The 18508-nt window shown below is 41.7% G+C and carries 23 protein-coding genes; 12 read left to right on the forward strand and 11 right to left on the reverse strand.

The window, feature by feature from the left end; translation table 11 throughout:
• Nucleotides 1-155: 155 nt before the first annotated feature.
• The 3 genes from twy1 to ACZ5XX_RS04380 are packed head-to-tail and all read left to right on the forward strand — an operon-like array spanning nt 156 to nt 3023.
• Complete coding sequence (gene twy1, locus ACZ5XX_RS04370; RefSeq protein ID WP_464586222.1) at nt 156-1073, forward strand: 4-demethylwyosine synthase TYW1; 918 nt, start codon at nt 156-158, stop codon at nt 1071-1073.
• 12 nt (nt 1074-1085) lie between these two features.
• On the forward strand, nt 1086-1916 hold the full coding sequence (locus ACZ5XX_RS04375) for a DUF1002 domain-containing protein (RefSeq protein WP_464586020.1): 831 nt from the start codon (nt 1086-1088) through the stop codon (nt 1914-1916).
• 21 nt (nt 1917-1937) lie between these two features.
• Nucleotides 1938-3023 carry a hypothetical protein gene (locus ACZ5XX_RS04380; protein ID WP_464586023.1) on the forward strand — a complete coding sequence of 362 codons (1086 nt, stop codon included), beginning with the start codon at nt 1938-1940 and terminating at the stop codon, nt 3021-3023.
• Between the two features lies 1 nt (nt 3024).
• On the opposite strand, the gene sucC is transcribed toward ACZ5XX_RS04380, so the two are convergent.
• From sucC to ACZ5XX_RS04435, 11 genes are read right to left on the reverse strand one after another with little or no spacing between them, the layout of a single operon-like run.
• Nucleotides 3025-4128 (reverse strand): ADP-forming succinate--CoA ligase subunit beta, encoded by a 1104-nt coding sequence (gene sucC / locus ACZ5XX_RS04385; protein WP_464586025.1) that lies wholly within the window; start codon nt 4126-4128, stop codon nt 3025-3027.
• Nucleotides 4125-4688 carry a 2-oxoacid:ferredoxin oxidoreductase subunit gamma gene (locus ACZ5XX_RS04390; protein WP_464586027.1) on the reverse strand — a complete coding sequence of 188 codons (564 nt, stop codon included), beginning with the start codon at nt 4686-4688 and terminating at the stop codon, nt 4125-4127. Before ACZ5XX_RS04390 ends, sucC begins: the two co-directional genes overlap by 4 nt.
• A gap of 5 nt (nt 4689-4693) precedes the next feature.
• Nucleotides 4694-5551 carry a 2-oxoacid:ferredoxin oxidoreductase subunit beta gene (locus ACZ5XX_RS04395; RefSeq protein ID WP_464586224.1) on the reverse strand — a complete coding sequence of 286 codons (858 nt, stop codon included), beginning with the start codon at nt 5549-5551 and terminating at the stop codon, nt 4694-4696.
• A 9-nt stretch (nt 5552-5560) separates the two neighbouring features.
• The gene (locus ACZ5XX_RS04400; protein ID WP_464586029.1) at nt 5561-6688 is read right to left on the reverse strand and encodes a 2-oxoacid:acceptor oxidoreductase subunit alpha; all 1128 of its coding nucleotides are present in this window, start codon (nt 6686-6688) and stop codon (nt 5561-5563) included.
• Nucleotides 6681-6884 carry a 4Fe-4S dicluster domain-containing protein gene (locus ACZ5XX_RS04405; RefSeq protein ID WP_464586031.1) on the reverse strand — a complete coding sequence of 68 codons (204 nt, stop codon included), beginning with the start codon at nt 6882-6884 and terminating at the stop codon, nt 6681-6683. The genes ACZ5XX_RS04400 and ACZ5XX_RS04405 overlap by 8 nt, the downstream gene beginning before the upstream one ends.
• A 54-nt stretch (nt 6885-6938) precedes the next feature.
• Entirely contained in the window at nt 6939-7301 is a 363-nt protein-coding gene (locus tag ACZ5XX_RS04410) for a dihydroneopterin aldolase family protein (protein ID WP_464586226.1), read from the reverse strand.
• On the reverse strand, nt 7298-8035 hold the full coding sequence (locus ACZ5XX_RS04415) for a class E sortase (protein ID WP_464586033.1): 738 nt from the start codon (nt 8033-8035) through the stop codon (nt 7298-7300). The genes ACZ5XX_RS04410 and ACZ5XX_RS04415 overlap by 4 nt, the downstream gene beginning before the upstream one ends.
• A 36-nt stretch (nt 8036-8071) precedes the next feature.
• The gene (locus ACZ5XX_RS04420; protein WP_464586035.1) at nt 8072-9031 is read right to left on the reverse strand and encodes a hypothetical protein; all 960 of its coding nucleotides are present in this window, start codon (nt 9029-9031) and stop codon (nt 8072-8074) included.
• A 19-nt stretch (nt 9032-9050) separates the two neighbouring features.
• Complete coding sequence (locus ACZ5XX_RS04425) at nt 9051-10352, reverse strand: DUF515 domain-containing protein (protein ID WP_464586038.1); 1302 nt, start codon at nt 10350-10352, stop codon at nt 9051-9053.
• A complete protein-coding gene (locus ACZ5XX_RS04430) occupies nt 10349-11026 on the reverse strand; it encodes an archaetidylserine synthase (RefSeq protein ID WP_464586040.1) in 678 nt (225 codons plus the stop codon). The genes ACZ5XX_RS04425 and ACZ5XX_RS04430 overlap by 4 nt, the downstream gene beginning before the upstream one ends.
• Complete coding sequence (locus ACZ5XX_RS04435; protein WP_464586042.1) at nt 11013-11711, reverse strand: archaetidylserine decarboxylase; 699 nt, start codon at nt 11709-11711, stop codon at nt 11013-11015. The genes ACZ5XX_RS04430 and ACZ5XX_RS04435 overlap by 14 nt, the downstream gene beginning before the upstream one ends.
• A 119-nt stretch (nt 11712-11830) precedes the next feature.
• Here ACZ5XX_RS04435 and ACZ5XX_RS04440 point away from each other — a divergent pair, with 119 nt between their 5' ends.
• The 9 genes from ACZ5XX_RS04440 to ACZ5XX_RS04480 are packed head-to-tail and all read left to right on the forward strand — an operon-like array spanning nt 11831 to nt 18508.
• On the forward strand, nt 11831-12466 hold the full coding sequence (locus ACZ5XX_RS04440; protein WP_464586044.1) for a hypothetical protein: 636 nt from the start codon (nt 11831-11833) through the stop codon (nt 12464-12466).
• 1 nt (nt 12467) lies between these two features.
• Complete coding sequence (locus tag ACZ5XX_RS04445; RefSeq protein WP_464586046.1) at nt 12468-13538, forward strand: rod shape-determining protein; 1071 nt, start codon at nt 12468-12470, stop codon at nt 13536-13538.
• 10 nt (nt 13539-13548) lie between these two features.
• Nucleotides 13549-14178: a ribonuclease HII gene (gene rnhB, locus ACZ5XX_RS04450; RefSeq protein WP_464586049.1), complete on the forward strand. Its 630-nt coding sequence runs from the start codon at nt 13549-13551 to the stop codon at nt 14176-14178.
• A complete protein-coding gene (locus ACZ5XX_RS04455) occupies nt 14179-15018 on the forward strand; it encodes a MotA/TolQ/ExbB proton channel family protein (protein ID WP_464586051.1) in 840 nt (279 codons plus the stop codon).
• Nucleotides 15019-15033: 15 nt separating this feature from the next.
• A complete protein-coding gene (locus ACZ5XX_RS04460) occupies nt 15034-15435 on the forward strand; it encodes an ExbD/TolR family protein (RefSeq protein ID WP_464586054.1) in 402 nt (133 codons plus the stop codon).
• A 15-nt stretch (nt 15436-15450) separates the two neighbouring features.
• Nucleotides 15451-16056 (forward strand): IMP cyclohydrolase, encoded by a 606-nt coding sequence (locus ACZ5XX_RS04465; RefSeq protein ID WP_464586056.1) that lies wholly within the window; start codon nt 15451-15453, stop codon nt 16054-16056.
• A gap of 17 nt (nt 16057-16073) precedes the next feature.
• Nucleotides 16074-16838, forward strand: a complete 765-nt coding sequence (locus ACZ5XX_RS04470; protein ID WP_464586058.1) for a coenzyme F420-0:L-glutamate ligase — start codon at nt 16074-16076, stop codon at nt 16836-16838.
• A 15-nt stretch (nt 16839-16853) separates the two neighbouring features.
• Nucleotides 16854-17759, forward strand: coding sequence for a 2-phospho-L-lactate transferase (gene cofD, locus ACZ5XX_RS04475; protein ID WP_464586060.1), 906 nt, complete (start codon nt 16854-16856; stop codon nt 17757-17759).
• Nucleotides 17756-18508, forward strand: coding sequence for a GTP cyclohydrolase III (locus tag ACZ5XX_RS04480; protein ID WP_464586062.1), 753 nt, complete (start codon nt 17756-17758; stop codon nt 18506-18508). Before cofD ends, ACZ5XX_RS04480 begins: the two co-directional genes overlap by 4 nt.

Here is an 18508-nt window from a genome sequence, read left to right on the forward strand (position 1 = left end):
AAACCTACTATTATTATGCTCCTATAGATATTAATATTGTTTGAAAGATCATATTATTAAGCTTGACACACTTGTATGTTAAGGTTAGAGGGCACACACCATAATGAGATCCGATATGTGCGAGCAATGGGAACTATTAGGTGGGTGGAGTGTACATTTCAAAATCTGAGAAATTCAAAAGATTAGAGAAGATGGGGTACAGATTCGTTGGTAAACATGCGCACACAGCAGTGAAAACTTGCCTGTGGACAAAAAAGAGCATACTAGATGAGGGAACATGTTACAAACAAAAATTCTATGGTATCAAAAGCCACAGGTGCTTGCAAATGTCCCCTAGCATATTCTTTTGCCAACAAAGGTGTCTTTTCTGCTGGAGGGACCTTAAACACACTAGAACAGAATGGGACGGAGACTATGACGAACCAGCGGATATAATAGATGAGTGTATCAATGCTCAGAGAAGCTTGCTCTGCGGATTTTTCGGCAACGAAAAAGCTAACAAGAAAAAACTCCTTGAAGCACAAGAACCCAATAATGCGGCCATATCATTAGCAGGGGAACCACTATTATATCCGATGATAAATGAAATGATCAAGGAATTCCATAAAAGAAAATTCACAACATTTCTAGTTACTAATGGCATCAATTACAAAGCACTTGAAAACCTTTCAGAAGAACCCACCCAACTCTACATTTCACTAGACGCACCATCCGAGGAAATCCACAAAAAAATTTGCCGACCACAAACAGAAAATGCATGGGAGCACTTGAACAGATCTTTAGAATTACTTCCAAGTTTCAACTGTCGAAGAGTTTTAAGGATAACAGCAGTCCATGGTAAAAACATGACAAACCCAAGGGACTACGCCTCTCTCATCAAAAAGGCCCAACCAGACTTCGTGGAAGTGAAAGCCTACATGTACCTCGGATATTCACGTCAAAGATTAGAAATAGAGAACATGCCATTATTCTCTGAAGTTTATGAATTCGCAGATAAAATAGCTGAATTAACCGGGATGGATATAATTAACAAATCAAAGGAGAGCCGAGTGGTACTCTTAGGCCAAAGTTGATGGGGTATTCTGATGAAATATATCTTGTTGGCCTTGCTATTATTCATATCATTTGCTTATGGGGCTTCGGGGCTTTCAATTACAATAGGAGAGGCCACATATAACAATCCAAAGTATAAAGAGGCTATGATGAACTATTTCCAATCAAAAACAGATAAAGGTATAAAAGATGCGAGTATAGAGGTTGTCAGGGCCCAGGATGTTAATAAGATATCCGAAGATGTCACAGGCGAAATATATAATCCTGATCAAATATTTTCATGTGCAATGGTTGATCTAGAGAATGATAATCTTACAATAATCGTTGATCAGGATAAAATAAAGAAGGCAACACCCCAAATGTATGCAAACAGTTTAAAGTCCGCTGGTATAGAGAAAGGTTATATAGTGGTTTCCTCACCATTACAATCATCCGGAGAAACAGCCCTCATAGGCGTATTCAAATGCTATGAGACCCTTGTCGGGGCTGAGATACCAGACGAGGTTAAAAAGGCATCCCTTGAAGAAATGTACCTCCAAACCAGACTAGTTAATGAAACCGGTGAAAATGGTGATAACATAGCCCAGCTAATCAGTGAAGTTAAAAATAGAACAGAATCTGACGATACCCAGAAGATAAAGGAGACGGTCATCAGCACCGCAGATGAACTAGATATTGACCTTACAAGCGCACAAGTGGAGGATATATCACAAGTAATTACAGATTTGCAGAAAGTGAATAGATTAACCACCAACTTCAAAGAGAGGCTGGAAAATAAGACCCAGGGCGCCGGATTAGAAGATCAGTTATATGCATGGTTGAAAAACCGCTATGATTATATAATAAGTTTGCTCACCACCTAAAAGGGAGGTTCTGGGAGTTTCATGTTAATAGCAAAGAACAATCTCCAGTTCATCATAGAAATTGCCATAATAATCCATGTCGGTATAATAATTTTATTCAATCTAGTGGGAGTTTCACTGAGCTTGGTTCTCTTTCTGGGCACTCTTGTCACAATATTATTTGCTTTATTATTCTCTGCTGACACCCTCCTATTAATTCTGCCTTTATTAACACATCAAGAATTCACACACCCCTTCGGCCCATTCGCGGTCCTATCATGGGTTACTGTACTGGCAGCATCTAATTTGTTGTCAGAGGCTGGTATACGTTCAACTTCTATCAAAACATTAAATTACATCCTATTTTTTGTCATAGCGATCGCAGGGGGTTTGATGCACCGTTCATTCCTCCTTTTATGGTTCCTTGGAGGCGCCCTAGGATATTATATAATGTCTAAAAGTTTCAAAAGAACTGCGAGGATAACAAGGAAATCCATCATAAGATTCGTATCAGCCCTTATAGGTGGATTCGCGCTCATGGAATTCTTATCAAGGATATTTGACATGCCAGTTTTAAGTCCGCTTCTTAGGATCACTAGATTAGAGGAGTATACCATCCCCAGTTTGAAGTTAGTCCTTACAAAGACAACATTTTGGGGTCATGTGGTTGGCTCCTGCTATTGGAAGTCAGAGTGTCTAGGCGGAGCTGATGGTTATATAACACTCCCAGTGACGCTAATACACCAGTTAGGCTTACCTTATCATATCTTTTATGGCGTGCTTATCTATAAGAAGGATTATATAGATTATATGCTGCCAGGTATATTTGCGGTGGCCTTCGATGCTGGGTATTTTGGTCTCTTGTTCCTATTATCATGGGTGCTCATAGTGACTATCACAGGACTTCACATTCTTAGAGTGTACAGGGAGAAAAGATTGAATGGTAGCAGAAGATATCTTGGAAGGGAAGCTTTACTTATCGGCTCTCTTTCAGCTTTTCTGACACAGAGTATCATAGGTCTTTTCTTGTTTAATCGTTCATTTAATTCGTCAGCACTTCTTACTTATATTATATTATCAGCCCTCGTAATGGCACATTCTATAAAAGTTAAAAGGAGGATCTCATAAACTATACTCTCTTTGCAACCTCAACTGCCTTTGCAGCAGCCTTTTCAAGTGATGTTTCAAATGGTATCCCAGCCTCTTTGAGGATTCTCTGTCCTTCCTCTTCGTTCGTACCTGTAAGCCTTATTACGAGGGGTATGTCCCGTTCAGCATCCCTTAAAGCCTCGACAACACCCTTTGCCACGTCATCCGCCCTTGTTATGCCACCGAGCACGTTTAGGAATACAACATCAACCTTGGGATATGATATTACACGGTTAATCGCCTTTCTTATGATTTCTGGAGAAGCACCACCCCCTATATCTAGGAAGGTAGCGGGTTCTCCACCTTGTAATTTTATGAGGTCCATTGCTGTTAATGTGAGCCCTGCACCATTACCTATAACTGCTATGTTACCATCCAATTTAACAAAGGCGAATTCACTAGCCTCATATTCCTCCTGTTTCTTGAATTCAGGGTGCCTGAAGATCGAATCATCATCGATTTCGAGTTTAGCATCAACAGCAACCAAATTATCCCCGGAGAGGACAAGTGGGTTTATCTCAGCGAGGAGCGCATCATACTTTCTGAAAAGATTATAGAGTCTCCAGATTATGCCACCTACACCGCTTATGAGTTTACCTTCCATGCCCATTTTTCTGGCGATTTCCCTCGCCTCATAGGGTAAGAATTCCCCTAGAGGATCCACATAATATTTAACGATCTTTTCCGGATGTTTCCGGGCAAGTTCTTCTATTTCAACGCCGCCTTCACTACTTGCCATTATAAGGGGTTTTTTCATTGTCCTGTCAACTATAACACTAATGTAAAATTCTTCTTCAATGGGGATCTTCTCCTCTACAAGAACCCTTTCTATCTTCTCCCCCTTAATCAAGGAGGATAAAAGTTCTTCACCGACTTTGTAAGCATTTTCTGGGTTGTCAGCGAATCTTATCCCACCAGCCTTGCCCCTGCCCCCTGCGAGGATCTGTGACTTTATAGCTACTGGCTTCCCCAATCTTTTAGCTATTTTCTCAACATCCCTAGGCGTATTGGCCACACCCCCATCTGGTGTGGGTATGCCCTCCTTCTTGAAAATTTCCTTGGCGTTATATTCATATAACTTCATCTAGGATCCCCCACCTCTAGTATTCTTTTCCCGGCTTCGAATGCTTCGAGATTTTTCTTCTCGGTTCCGGACGGCACACTATCCTCTATAGCCCTTTTAGCTGCATGGTCACTGATCACCCTAGTGGCCCTTGTGAAGGCTCCTATCATCACCATGTTAGCGACTATTGGGATGCCTATCTTCTCCTTAGCTGTTCTAGTAGCCGGGGCCTTGTAATATTTTATCTTTTTTTTCTTGATGAAATCTTTTATCTCTTCTTCCTTTATCATATCAGGGTCAACTATGAGTGTGGCCCCATTTTTCAAATCATCTAAATAGGTTATGAGGGCTTCATGTGACATTGCCACAAATATGTCAGGTTCTCGCACCTTTGGATAATCTATTTCCTTGTCACTTATAACTACCTCAGATCTCGACGCGCCACCTCTCGCCTCGGGGCCGTATGATTGTGTTTGCACGGCATGGAGTTTATCATATAAACTCGCGGCTTTCCCTATCACTATCCCTGCCAACACTACACCTTGACCCCCGAAACCTGCGATCCTAATCTCTCTTCTCACTTCAATCATCCCTTATAAGCCGATTTTATTGATCTGAACCTTTCACCACACTTCTCCTCGATGAGATCATAGATTACAGTGGTTAACTCTTCCTTCTCTTCTCTTACAAAATCTCCCACGATTATTTTACCTTCCAGTTCCTTTGGCTCCATCCTCAGGGCCTTCCTCCTATTTATGCTATTCTCTTTCATCCACTTTAGCATCTCAACAGGGGTTCTCATACGATTTTTACGGCCGAAATATGTTGGACACTGTGATAACACTTCTATAAAAGAGAATCCTTTATTTTCAAGGCCTCTTCTAATAGAATTTGCGAGTTGTAAAGGGTGGGCTGTAGTCCACCTGGCAACATAACTGGCCCCTGCGGCCTTCACAAGCTCTGCCAAGTCAAAGGGTGTTTCAATGGCCCCATAGGGTGCTGTGCTACCATAACTTCCACGTGGGGAGGTTGGACTTATTTGGCCACCGGTCATGCCATAAATGTTATTGTTTATACAGATTACTGTGAGATCGATGTTTCTCCTGGCGCCATGGATTAGATGGTTACCACCGATCGCCGCCGCATCCCCGTCGCCTGTGAAGACTACAACGTCAAGTTCCGGGTTTCCGAGTTTGAGTCCTGTGGCGAATGCTATTGGCCTTCCATGTGTTGTGTGGAGGGAGTCGCATTTCACATAACCTGGGATCCTTGAAGAGCAACCGATACCAGATACTAGGACTATATTTTCGAAGTCGATGTTTGCAAGTTCCATGCCTTTAAAGAATGTGTTCATCACAATGCCGTTACCACATCCTGCACAGAAAATGTGTGGGAGCCTATCCTTTCTTAGATATTTTAGAAATGGATTTTCAAGGGTCATCAGAGGATCCTCCTAGATCATGGATTCTATCTTAGCCTTTATTTCGTCCGGGTTATGTATTTCTCCACCCAGTTTTGGGAGGAGTTCGACCATTGCAACACCATTAGCCGCTCTTTGAACTTCATAGAAGATCTGTCCAAGGTTCATTTCCACAACGAGTAATTTATCAGCTGACTCGGCAACTTCCCTCACTTCATCCTCTGGGAAGGGCCATGGAGTGTCTATCTTCATATAACCTACCCTTTGGCCTTCTTTTCTCAAATCCTTCACAGCTGTCGCAACAGAACGACTAGGAGCCCCATATGATATTGCTATAAGATCCGCATCCTCGATATGGGAGTTTTTCACCCTAACTATATCCTTCCGGTGGTTTAGTATCTTGTCACATAATCTTTTCACGAGCTTTTCATGGCCCTCTGGGTTTGAAGCGTCTGGGTATCCTCTTTCATCATGCGTGAGTCCAGTTACAGGGATCTTGTAACCTTCACCAAATGGTGGCATCTCCGTTGTCTCACCATCACCCGCCTTAAATGGTATGAACTCTTCAGGGTCTCCTTTCGGCCGTTTTCTCCTTGTAATCCTCACCTTTTCTGGGATTCTTATCTTTTCTCGCATGTGACCTACTATCTCATCAGCCATAACCATTACAGGTATCCTATACTTTTCCGAGAGGTTAAACGCCTCTATGGTGAAATCGAAGCATTCCTGGACTGATGATGGTGCCAGTGCTATGATCTCATAGTCTCCATGGGAGCCCCACCTGGCTTGCATCATGTCACTCTGAGAGGCCATTGTAGGCTGGCCTGTTGAGGGCGAACCTCTTTGCACATCTATAACTACTAGGGGTGTTTCTGTCATGGCAGCATAGCCTATATGCTCTTGCATGAGCGAAAATCCAGGGCCTGAGGTGGCTGTCATCCCCTTCAAGCCGCTCCAAGCAGCTCCTATCACAGCTCCTAGCGCCCCTATCTCATCCTCCATTTGTATGAAGATCCCACCCTCCCTGGGTAAGAGTAGGGCCATTTCCTCTGCTATCTCAGTTGATGGTGTTATGGGGTAACCTGCGAAGAATCTGCAACCGGCTTTTATAGCCCCCCTTGCACATGCCTGGTTTCCCTGTATAAAGTATTCTTCAACCATTTTCATCCACCGCTATGGCTTGATCTGGACAGAATAACATACAGATCTTGCATTTTTTACATTTATCCTCATTTTCGGGTACTGGGACGTAAACCCCCCTCTTATTTAATGTATCAGATTCTTCATAAACTTTCTCTGGACAAAACTCTATGCATATATTACATCCTTTGCAGAGTTCAGGATCTATGCGTATCATAGGACACCTTCCCGATCTTACTAGTTAAACATTTGATTTGGAATTTAATAATCTTTATCCTTCTTTCACATCCTCCACATAGATAAGAGGATAGTTAAGTTCATCAATATATTCCATTCTTATAATAGCCTTAACATCCCTAACCCGGGAGATTATTTTAACATTTAACATTTTACCTTCGAGCGAAACATAGCCAAACCCCCCATCTTCATCTTCAAGGTTTATTTCAACTTCAACATCCTCTATACTAGGTTGAAGTTTTATAGAATCCTCAATAGCTACTTTGAGCGACTTTAGAGTCTCTTTATTGACGGGTGTGCCGGTGAATTGATGAAAAAGGGCGCCCATACTTATAGCACCCTCAAAGATGGCTCTCTCCCTATCAGAAAGACACTTAAAATACTCTTCTAGACTCATATGAGACATCCCCAAAATCCCAATATATTATTTAATTCCTCAAGTTTCTCTGATATAAATTCTGGCGGTGTTGGGAAAAGATAACCAAAAAATAGAAAGAGGGTCAAAGCTAACGTGGCAATGAAAATAAACTTCTTATCTTCCACCACGGGATAAATTCTGGTGATCAAGATGCCCCCCACAAAAAAAGCTCCGATAATTAGGAGTGCATAATACTTCTTAGGATTCTCCACCTTCAAATTCTTTTGAAATGGATGAACCTTTACAAGATCGCATTCAACTATCAACCTTTCACTCATGGAACCAATGGGATGACAAGTAATAAGGAATAACTTATCTCCCTGATATATCGATATTTGATATGAGGCAGGGACCGTGAAAGACCTGTTCACAACATACTCCGCCTTCCCAATCCCGGGCCAATTAAGATAAACCTTATCACCCCTTTTTAGTTTATCTAAGTTAAGGAATGGAGACCCATACATGGTTCTATGACCAAAAAGTATCACAGTACCATTCCCAGGCTTAAATGACTTGGGTTCATGATAAACACCATAGAAAACTGATTTATTGTTTATATCCTTGGTTAAATTAATACTGGGGATTTCAACGATGGGAGCATTAGGCTCTTCTTGTTTTATGGTGATCTCGGAAGCATAAAAACTCACTTCAATAAGGGCATAAAGCGATAATATAAACATGCCAATTATTACTAGAACTGTTGATATTCTCATGATCTCCACCAAAAAAATGTAAAAAAGGGGGAAATGTTAATGTAACCTTGTATATGCTATGGCTGCTACTGTAACCAGAGCACCTATTATAAATGGACCCCATGGAATCCCAGTCTCTCTACTAGGAACTGTAGTAGTCTTGTTACCACCAAGATACTCGCCGGCAGCAGCGCTAAAATTGGACTTGAGAGGCGTGCCATAATAGCTGTAACCCTCCTCTCCTCCAGCAGGCCATTGATAGGTGTATTCAAAGTTTGAATAACTTCGCCCAGGTATTGCAACATCCCATGCTGCAACATAGGCACCTTGAACTGACTCATAGTCAATGAAAGTTGCCTTTGGATCACTGTAGGTGAGCTTTGAATTTGATGGTACAATAGGCGCCCGGACTATACCATAAACAGGCTCATAATCAATATTCTTTAGGCTGAAACCAAATGTCCCAGTCCAATTCAAGATCTTAAGATCAGTGTTTAATGTTTCAAGCTCATTAGGCAAGAACCATGAAGTATAAAGGCCTGGTTCACTTACCAAGGGCCAATAATAAGTTGGATCCTCATTTGCTGGGGTGATATAACTGAGTTCATCGCCGAAATCGCCTACTGCATGTAATTTGAACGAGACAGTCTTTGTTTCGCCCGGGTCTATTTCCCATCCATAGTCTCCGCCAAGTTCGGGGAACCTTGATTTGGCCATTTTCACCGCGGGTGGATCAGTCCAATCAATAACCCATTTTATCGTCTCATTTTCTGGAAAGAGGTGATCGTGGTATGCCTGCCCTATCTTGAAGTAGTAGGGTCTGTCGGCCTTGTTTTTCACTGTCACTGTTATGATCACCCAAAAGCTATCCATTTGTAAACTGGCTTTGGTATGGTTAACCCATGTTTCGCCGCCGGTTCTGTTTTCTTGTGCGAAGCCAGTTTTGGGCGTGGCGAATATCGAAAATAAAAAAATTGCCAATAATCCTATCAAGATCACATATTTTAGCCTATTCAACTATTTAACCCCCTTTATTTTATCCATAAATTCTACGTAATTCGCGGATCATCCATTCAGGCGCGTTCTGTGTCGGAACAGTTAATATTATACTGTTCATGTTCTGTATTAAAAATGGTACATCGTCCCTCGGCACCTCCAATATTATAAGGTATGTAGCGTCAAGTTCTCCAAGGTTCGCAGCTCTCTCATAATCGGACAACCTTATACCATAATTTTGCAGGATCGCCCTGATATCCTCTTCGCTCAAGCCACCTGCTGCAGCTGCCCGCAGGAGCTGTTCAACATCAGTGGTCGTTTTCTTCTCCATTGAAACCCCAGAGCTCATGGTGTTCATGGAAATATTCTGTGACCTTAGGATACTGGCATCAACAGAACCACTATCTTTTGCCCTGAGGATCGCGAGTACTGTGGCCCCACTTATCCTAGGTGTGGTTTCCTGTGAAGTTACGGTGGTATTATTACCTGTCTGGTTCACGTTTAGGTATATGTCCACCATACTACCGACGCCTATAAGTCCGCCGGCGGCTTGCAGCCTTGATATCATGATGGGAACTGCGACAGTATCAGGGGTTTGAATTGCCATATTAGCGAGTACTGTTGCATCTGCTTCATTCACTATTTTCTGGGCGTCAGACACTTTCATTATAGCCCTCTTTGACGTTGTCTGGTTCCCTTCAGTGACGTTATACAATACCATGACTCTGTTGAATCTATCCTTTTTTGTGTTGATTTCCTGGCTTTGGTATTTACGCCAAGATTTAGTTGCGGGTCCGAGCACGTCAACTGCTAGCACTTCCTCTGGTGTCTGCCCACTATCTATCTCGGCGAGGATTGCCTGCTTTTGCGGGTCCGTGGCGAGCGGCCCCTTGAAGTAAGCGTCCACTTCAGCCAGTTTCTGGTTCTTAGCAGCTTGGAGCGTCTGCTGGTATGGTTGATATACGAGAAAATAGTATCCGCTTGCGACGATGATTATTATTATTATACCAAATACCATGGCTCCTACAAGGGTGCGTTGATCCTCTTCCGGTATCCTTGGACGTATACCTCTACCAGGGGGCTTTTTTGGTGGTGGTGTTAAACCAGGTTTTCTTTCAGGGGGCCTCTTAGGCACTTTTAATCTGGGTTTTTCTTCTTCTTTTTTCTTTGTTCTTAGGCGGGGCCTGGGCATGGGCCTTTTTTTTGATTTTTCCGATGGTTTCTCCTTCGCACCTGTAAATTTTTCCACAAGCCCCCTCACTCTTTCCATGATATCCCGGTTATTCTCCTTTTTTCGAAGATCTGGGGGCTTATTATTATTCCCTTTTATCTTGTCTATCATTTTTTGTCCCTATTTTTTATTTTTAAGATGATGGGGGTTAATATATAGGCTATGATGAGGATGAAGAGTACCATGGCGAATATTTTCAATTTTAGCCCTGTGAATATGGTAAGTATCAGTAGTATGACTACTATGGCCCCATTTTTCGTGTTGATCTTTGGATATTCTATGGAACTTATCATCATAAGTGACACGATAGTCGCTATGATGAGAATGATGTGTTCATTGAAGATACCGCTAAGGTATAGGGAGGAGACAACAACCGCCATTGCTGGTATTGGTAAGCCTATGAATGTGCTCTTCTTGGCACTTGCAATTACATTGAATCTTGAAAGCCTTAATATTCCACATGTCATTATTAGAAGACCAACTAATATATTAATGTATCGAAAACTTGTTGTGGAATATACGAAGAGTGCTGGGGCCAAACCAAAAGAGGTAATATCTGAGAGGGAGTCAACGTTCATTCCGAAACCTTTATCATCCCTTCTTTTTATTTTACGTGCAATCCACCCATCAATTGAATCAAAAATAACTGCCAGTAACATTAACTGACAAGCAGCCTCCATGCCACCCTCTAATATCATTATTATTGATAGGAATCCGAAAGAAGCGTTCATGATCGAGAATAGGTCAGGAACCTCTATATAGTATTGTATTTTATATTCTCTCATCGCCTATAAACCTCTCTTCCTCTGTTTGTGTGGTGGGGAATCGTGCTATTATTGTCTCCCCTGCCTTGGGCTTTGACCCTATATCAACTAAAATGTCACAGTCCTTGGGTATTATAAGATCCACCCGGGAGCCGAAACGGATCATGCCTATGCGAGTGCCAATTTTCACCCTTTCACCCACTTTTACATATTGTATTATCCTCCTAGCGATGAAACCTGCTATTTGGATGATCCCTACCCTACCATATTTTCCCTCGATGACCATCAAATTTTTCTCATTTTCTGTTAAAATTTTACCCTTCGCTATTTTAAATTTCCCAGGATAGTAGCTGGCGTGGATGATCTCCCCACTGATGGGTGCCCTGTTAACATGCACATCAAATGGGGACATGAACGTGCTTACGAGGATGGCTTCATTATCGTCTGTGATCTTATCCAATAGGGGATAGGAGGAGTCCACTACTTCTATCTTGTCTATTTTCCCGGAAAGGATCCTTCCATCAGCGGCTGCCACTATTATACCCTCAGAATCTGGTGTTTTCCGCTGTGGGTCCCTGAAAAATTGTATTACAAATGCTAGAATTGATAGGATGAGAAATGTTATGATATAATATCCTAGGAGAAAGATGAAGATGGAGAATGTTAAAACTATGCCAAGTTTTTTTGGGACTCCCTTCACGAGCATCAGATCACCAGTAGAAAATACTCTTTTTTTGAAACTAATAAAATATATATAAAGTCTATTAGATATTAATCTCTACATTTCCGGATAAAATTTAAAGCTTATCTAGATCTTGTGATGTGATGACAATGATAGAAAGCAAGATCAAGGTTCTTCGACAAGCGGCGCGAGTATCGAGCACGAGTTCGGGTAAAATATGGTGTGTTGCCGCTGGTAACGAGGACACGATTAACAGCGTAGCCTATGAAGCCATAGCATCGAAAGATAAGGTTAAAATACTCTTCAGAGAACACGTAGCGGTTAAGGAGGCATTTCTCAGGAAAAAGTTTGATTTGATGATGCTCTATGGTGACGAGGCCAAGATACGAGACTTGTCAATCATATGTAAAGAGAACGGAGGAGCGTTTTTAAAGATAGCACCATACTATGTTAAAAATGAACCATATCTCCTACTTCTCGTAGCACCGGAGAATCTGATCAAAAGATTTGTTGGAGAAGCCGAAAAGAAGAAAGCCAACTTCAATTTAATCCTTGAGGATAAAACAACAGGTTTTATAGAAGCAGATGTTTATTTAACTGCAAGATTGCCAAAGTTTATAAAGGATATTATTGACCCATTATTTAAAGTTACAGATGTTGTCCTAACAACATTACTAGTATCAGTTTCCAGAGGTGAAGATGCTGAAAAAATAAAAGAAATCTCAGCCCATAATAATATATTTATTGTGGATTTCAAAAACATTCTAGAGGAGGATTAAAATGTTTTCATTCGGAAAAAAGGAAAAAGGAGAAAAAAAAGAAAGCAAAACACTCACAAGCACCCTTGGTATAGACTTAGGGACGCTGAATACCGTGATAGCCAAGCCATCAGGGGATAAATTTGACATTTATAAAATACCTTCAGTAGTCGCTGTGAAAAAGGAAGACCCATCCTATGTCCTGGCAGTGGGTGAAGAAGCGAAAAAGATGCTCGGCAGAACACCCGAGGATATAGTGGCTGTCAGACCACTTAGAAAGGGTGTTGTTGAGAGCGTGGCGCAAGCAGAGGCGCTTATTGTCCACGCAATAGAAATGGGCGCCGGCGAATTATCATCCATTGACAGGATAGTTATAGGCATCCCAGGCAATGCGTCAGAAGTTGAAAGGAACGCAGTTGAAGAAATCGGCAAAAGGGCGGGTATAAAATACGTTCTGGTTATAAGTGAGGGTCTTGCAGCGGCGATAGGCGCAGGATTGCCAATAGCGGAAGCCTCAGGTACCATGGTAATTGACATTGGAGCAGGATCAAGCGACATCGTCGTCATATCACTTGGGGGGATAACAGACATTGAAACAGTACGAATAGGCGGCGATGACATAGATGAAAACATAGTAGAACTAGTCAAAGAAAAACACAACGTCGAAATAGGACTACACGAGGCTGAAAAAGCAAAAATCGAAGTAGGGATGGTCCATGCACAAACCGATATTGAAAACAAAAAAACCACAGTAATAGGAAAATGCATGGAAACAAACAAGCCAAAAGAAATTGAAATAGATTCAAAACTAGTCGCAGACGCGGCCGAACCCGTGATAACAAAAGTAATAGAATCTTTATCAAAAGTCCTTGAAAGATTATCACCAGAACTCATATCAGGAGTATACAAAAAAACAATACTAGTTGGGGGCACCTCCCTCCTAAGAGGACTTAAAGAAAGAATCTACGAAGAAGTGGGCATACCAGCCAAAATATCAGAAGACCCCATGACAGTAGTGGCAAAGGGCGCGGCCATCGTAGCAGCCGAACCACGAGCCCTGGAACCAGAAGTAAGACTAAAAGCCATGAAATAAACTTGATCCAATGAACATACTCGGAATCGACGAAGCAGGTAGAGGACCCGTAATAGGACCAATCATAATAGCGGGTGTGATGCTACCCAAAGAAAAAATACGAACACTTGAAAAGCTCCAAGTTAAAGACTCCAAAAAACTCACACCAAGAAAACGCACATACCTAGCCAAAAAAATAAAAAAAATCAGCAAATATTATATAAAGAGGATAGACGCTCCAACCATAGACAAACTACGTCAAGAGGGCATTAACCTCAACGAAATAGAAAAGAATGCCATTGCAGATATCATCAACCGGGCACGGCCAGACCATGCCATAGTAGATTCGGTTGACATAAAACCCCGACGATTCGAAAAGGAAATAAAAAAATTAATAAAATACCAGATAAGCATCAAAGCAGAACACAGAGCCGACACAAAATATCCAATAGTCTCAGCAGCGTCAATAGTAGCTAAAGATCAAAGAGAACGAGAAATAGAAAGGATAAAAAGAGAATATAAAGTAGAATTCGGTTCGGGGTACCCTAACGACCCCCTCACAAAAAAATTCCTATCACAACTAGACATGAACAGACTACCAGATTTCATAAGAAAATCATGGGCCACAATAAAAAACATGCAAAAAACTGGGGGTTTTTAGATGATCACAGACCCAATACTAAATCTCATCACAACAATACTAGAAATGTTCAAAAGCGGAGGCATAATCACCTACGCCATTACACTCATAGGAATATACGGCTTGGCCCTCTCCATAGAAAAAATGTATTATCTGCGCAAAATTTCACGCATCAGCACACCAGAGATCATAGGAATCGTTAATAATTCCATGGAAAAAGGAGGAGCCCTCGAAGCCCTCAGAGCCATAGGACAATACCAAAACCCGATCTCCAAGATAATCTCGGAAGCTCTTAAAATAGGCTATAGGAACAAGGCAGAAGTCGAAGATGCCATGGAAAGAGTTTTCATAGTCGAAATGAGTAACATGACCCGTGGCCTCGGCACCCTCAAGACAATAATCGAAATCGCACCACTACTAGGTCTTATAGGCACTGTCATAGGAATATGGCACACATTCAGGGTTCTCGGAGTTAACGCAGACCCCACTTCAATGGCCCAGGGGATTTACATAGCCCTTATCACAACCATAGCAGGGCTCACAGTCGCAATATTACTGTTACCATTCTATTCATACATAACAGGCAGAATAGAAGCTGAAATAGATAAAATAGAACTTATAAAAAAGATGACAAATTGGAATTACGCAGTTATGAAGATCAAAGTAGAGGGAAACCTCGAAGCCGTGATGGAAGCCCTCAGAGAATCAGAGGGCATAGTTAATGTGAAACCCATCAACGAACCCGAAGCAAACATGCAAGTAGCCTTCAAACCCAGCATGCTAGAAAAGAGTATAAACAATATAATACTCGAAAAATGTAACAAGAGCGCAGATATAATAGAAAGCAGACTAAAACAATAACTGGTAGGGATAATATTGCCCATTGACGTTGAAAGATATAAGAGAAAGATTAAAAGGGCCAATCCACGCTTCAACCTCGTCCCATTTATAGACATATTATTCACCTTACTCATTTTCCTCGTTGTAACAGGTAGTTTTCAAGGAATCAACGAGGGGACATCCTCCTCTTCGGGCAAACCCGAACCAAGTGAAACCCTGGGCCCCTCAGAATATTATCTCATCCCCGTCTCTGGCTTGAAGAAAGTTACAGTTAATGGCATGGACAAATCAGAATATATAAGAAATAGTGCGATCGCAGTCCACACACGCGTATTAGATGAAGGTGAAATAACAATAAAGCCAAGGGAGGGTCTTATAATCATACAAACACCACCAGGTTTCCCAGTGGATAAAGCTGTTAAGAGTCCAACCCAATAGAAAAGGTGATAAATAATGTATCTTGGCAGAATATTAGCTGTTGGAAGCGGCGAAGATGGTGTATTCGCTGCTTATAGAGTGTCGAGCAGATCATTCCCCAATAGGATTGCTAAGAAATTCGAGGACAGGATTGCGATCATCCCTAAGGAAGGCCACGAAACCGACATCTTCAAAAACCCCTATATTGCATACAATTGTATAAGGATAGTGAGGGACACAGCAATAGTATCTAATGGTTCACATACAGATGTGATAGCTGATAAGATAAGCATAGGTATGAACATAAGGGATGCTATAGCATTATCTCTGTTCACAATGGACTATGAAAAGGATGAACTCAACACCCCAAGGATAGCAGCAGCCATAAAAGATGATGGTGAAGGCTATATAGGGATAGTAACCCCCCATAGCATCCAAGTACAAAAAGTACCTAGGGGGAGCGCATATTACATATCCACATATGAGCATATAACACCTCGAAGAGTCAAATTCGAGGCGGAGAATGCGGATGAAGCAGCCGCTTATATAATGGATGGGGGAGAATTCTCTAGGTTCACACATCCAATAACCGCGGCGGCAGCTTTTAAAGGGATCAGAGAATGGGAACTTAGCACCATCTAACCAAGATAAACTTTAGGGTGCTCCAATTGGAAATAAAAATCATAGGACTTTCCACAATCCCCATTATAAAAGAGGGTGACGATCTAGCAACTCTCATCATCGAAGCCTCTGAGAGGGAACATTTAAAAATCGAGGACGGGGATATTATTGTTATCGCGGAGACCATAGTATCCAAGGCAGAAGGAAACACAATAAACCTTAAGGGGATAGAACCAGGATCACTAGCTAAGAGATTAGCTGAGCAGACAGGCAAAGACCCTAGGTTAGTTGAGGCAATATTGAGAGAATCAGAGGATATAATAAAAGTTGGACATGACTTCATAATCTCCGAGACAAAACATGGCTTTATATGCGCAAATGCTGGTATAGATGAATCAAATGTTGAAGAGGGGATGGCAACACCCCTACCCGAGGATCCGGATGCTACAGCAGAAAAAATAAGATCTTCATTAATTGACAGATTAGGTAAGACCATCAGTGTTATAATAGCCGATACCCAGGGACGTCCTTTCAGGGAAGGTGCTGTTGGGGTTGCCGTGGGCGTTTCTGGCATGAACCCAATCTGGGATAGGAGAGGGGAGAAAGACCTCTATGGTAAGAGTCTGAAAACAACAAAGATTGCAGTTGCCGATGAGATAGCATCAGCAGCTTCCATGGTAATGGGACAAGCAAACGAAGGCATACCCATCGTCATAATAAAAGGGTATCATCATGACCATCTCAGGGGTGAAGGCACATCCAAGGACCTTCTAAGGCCTAGGGAATTGGATGTTTTCCGTTGACAGGGGGGCCTTAAAATGATAACCGTACTATCAGGGGGTACAGGAACGCCTAAACTCCTTCAGGGGATGAAAGAGATTATCAACCCATCCCAGATCACTGTAATAGTTAATACAGTAGAGAATGATTATTTCTCAGGCTTATACGTTGCACCCGACATTGACACAGTCCTCTACACTTTAGCAGATATTATAAACGAGGAAACATGGTATGGTATAAGAGATGATACGTTTATCACTCATGAAATGTTAAAAAAATTGGGATGCCCCGAACTTCTAAGGATAGGTGACAAGGACCGTGCATTCAAGATCCAGAAAACATTACTATTGGAAGATCATAGTCTATCAGAAGCTGTAGATATCCAAAGGAAGGCTCTTGGTATAAGGTCAAGGGTAATACCAATGAGTAACGAGTCCTCTGAGATAAAAATATTAACGGAAAAGGGGTTGATGGGCTTCCATCAATTCCTCATCAAAGAAAAGTCCGAACCGAAAGTTGTTGACATACAATATAATAGTGTCAGACCAGCACCTGGTGTTATAGAGTCCATAGAGGATTCAGAGATGGTTATCATAGGACCATCCAATCCAGTGACTTCCATTGGCCCGATAATCTCCACAAAAGGCGTTAAAAAGGCATTGGAACAAGTTTTTGTGGTTGCAGTCTCCCCCATTGCTGGTGGAGTGCCATTCAGCGGCCCCGCAGCAAAATTCATGAAGGCTTTAGGTTATGAGGTTTCCTCTATGGGGGTTTGCCAAATTTATGCGGATTTCTTAGACAAATTTGTCATTGATAAAAAAGATTCCCATTTAGAAGAAAAAATAGAAAAACTAATAAAAGAGGTTACGATAACAAACACCAAGATGAAAAATCTCAAAGACAAAATACGGTTGGCTAGAATAATTTTAGGTGAAATAGTATGATTCAAATGACCCTAATCCAAATAGATAATTATGGACCATGGACTGTAACCCCCACCCCCAGGCGAGAATCAGACCTCCAAATATTACAAGCAGAACTTTACGCTGACCTTCAAAGACAATTCGCCGCAAAACAAGGACTAGTTTTCTTCATGAGATTCGATAACATGCTCGCCATAAGTAACGGCATGGACATGGAAGACCATTTAAAAATACAAGAATCTATAGGCAACAGATACCCAATAACTGTGAGTATGGGGGTTGGAACGGCACAGACACCCTATGATGCACAGAGGAAAGCTACAAGGGCCCTTCAAAGTCATGGTGGCGCACAATCCGAAGAAAGGAAAGAAGTGCTCGCAATCGACACCTTAGCCAATGAGGAAGGTTTTGTGCAAATAGCCCACATTGACATTAATGGAATAACAGAAACACTCACTGATACCATGCCAGCCTATGACACGTCCTTTGTTGTTAATCGAGTCCAACACTTTTTAATGAAAAAATTGATCAAAAAAGGCTCGTTACTATTTTTCATAGGTGGAGATAATTTCATGTCCCCATGCAATGGTCTAGCACCAGAAGGCCTGCTCAAGATCATAAATGAGATAAAAAACGAGATAAACATCGCATTAAAAGCGGGTATAGGTAAAGCCCCAACAGCCGAGAAGGCAGCTAACTTAGCAGATCTTGCACTTGAAGAAATAAGAGGCGGTTTCACTTACGATTTAGTACATCTTATGAAGGAATGA

The sequence above is a fragment of the Methanothermobacter crinale genome (assembly GCF_055397825.1).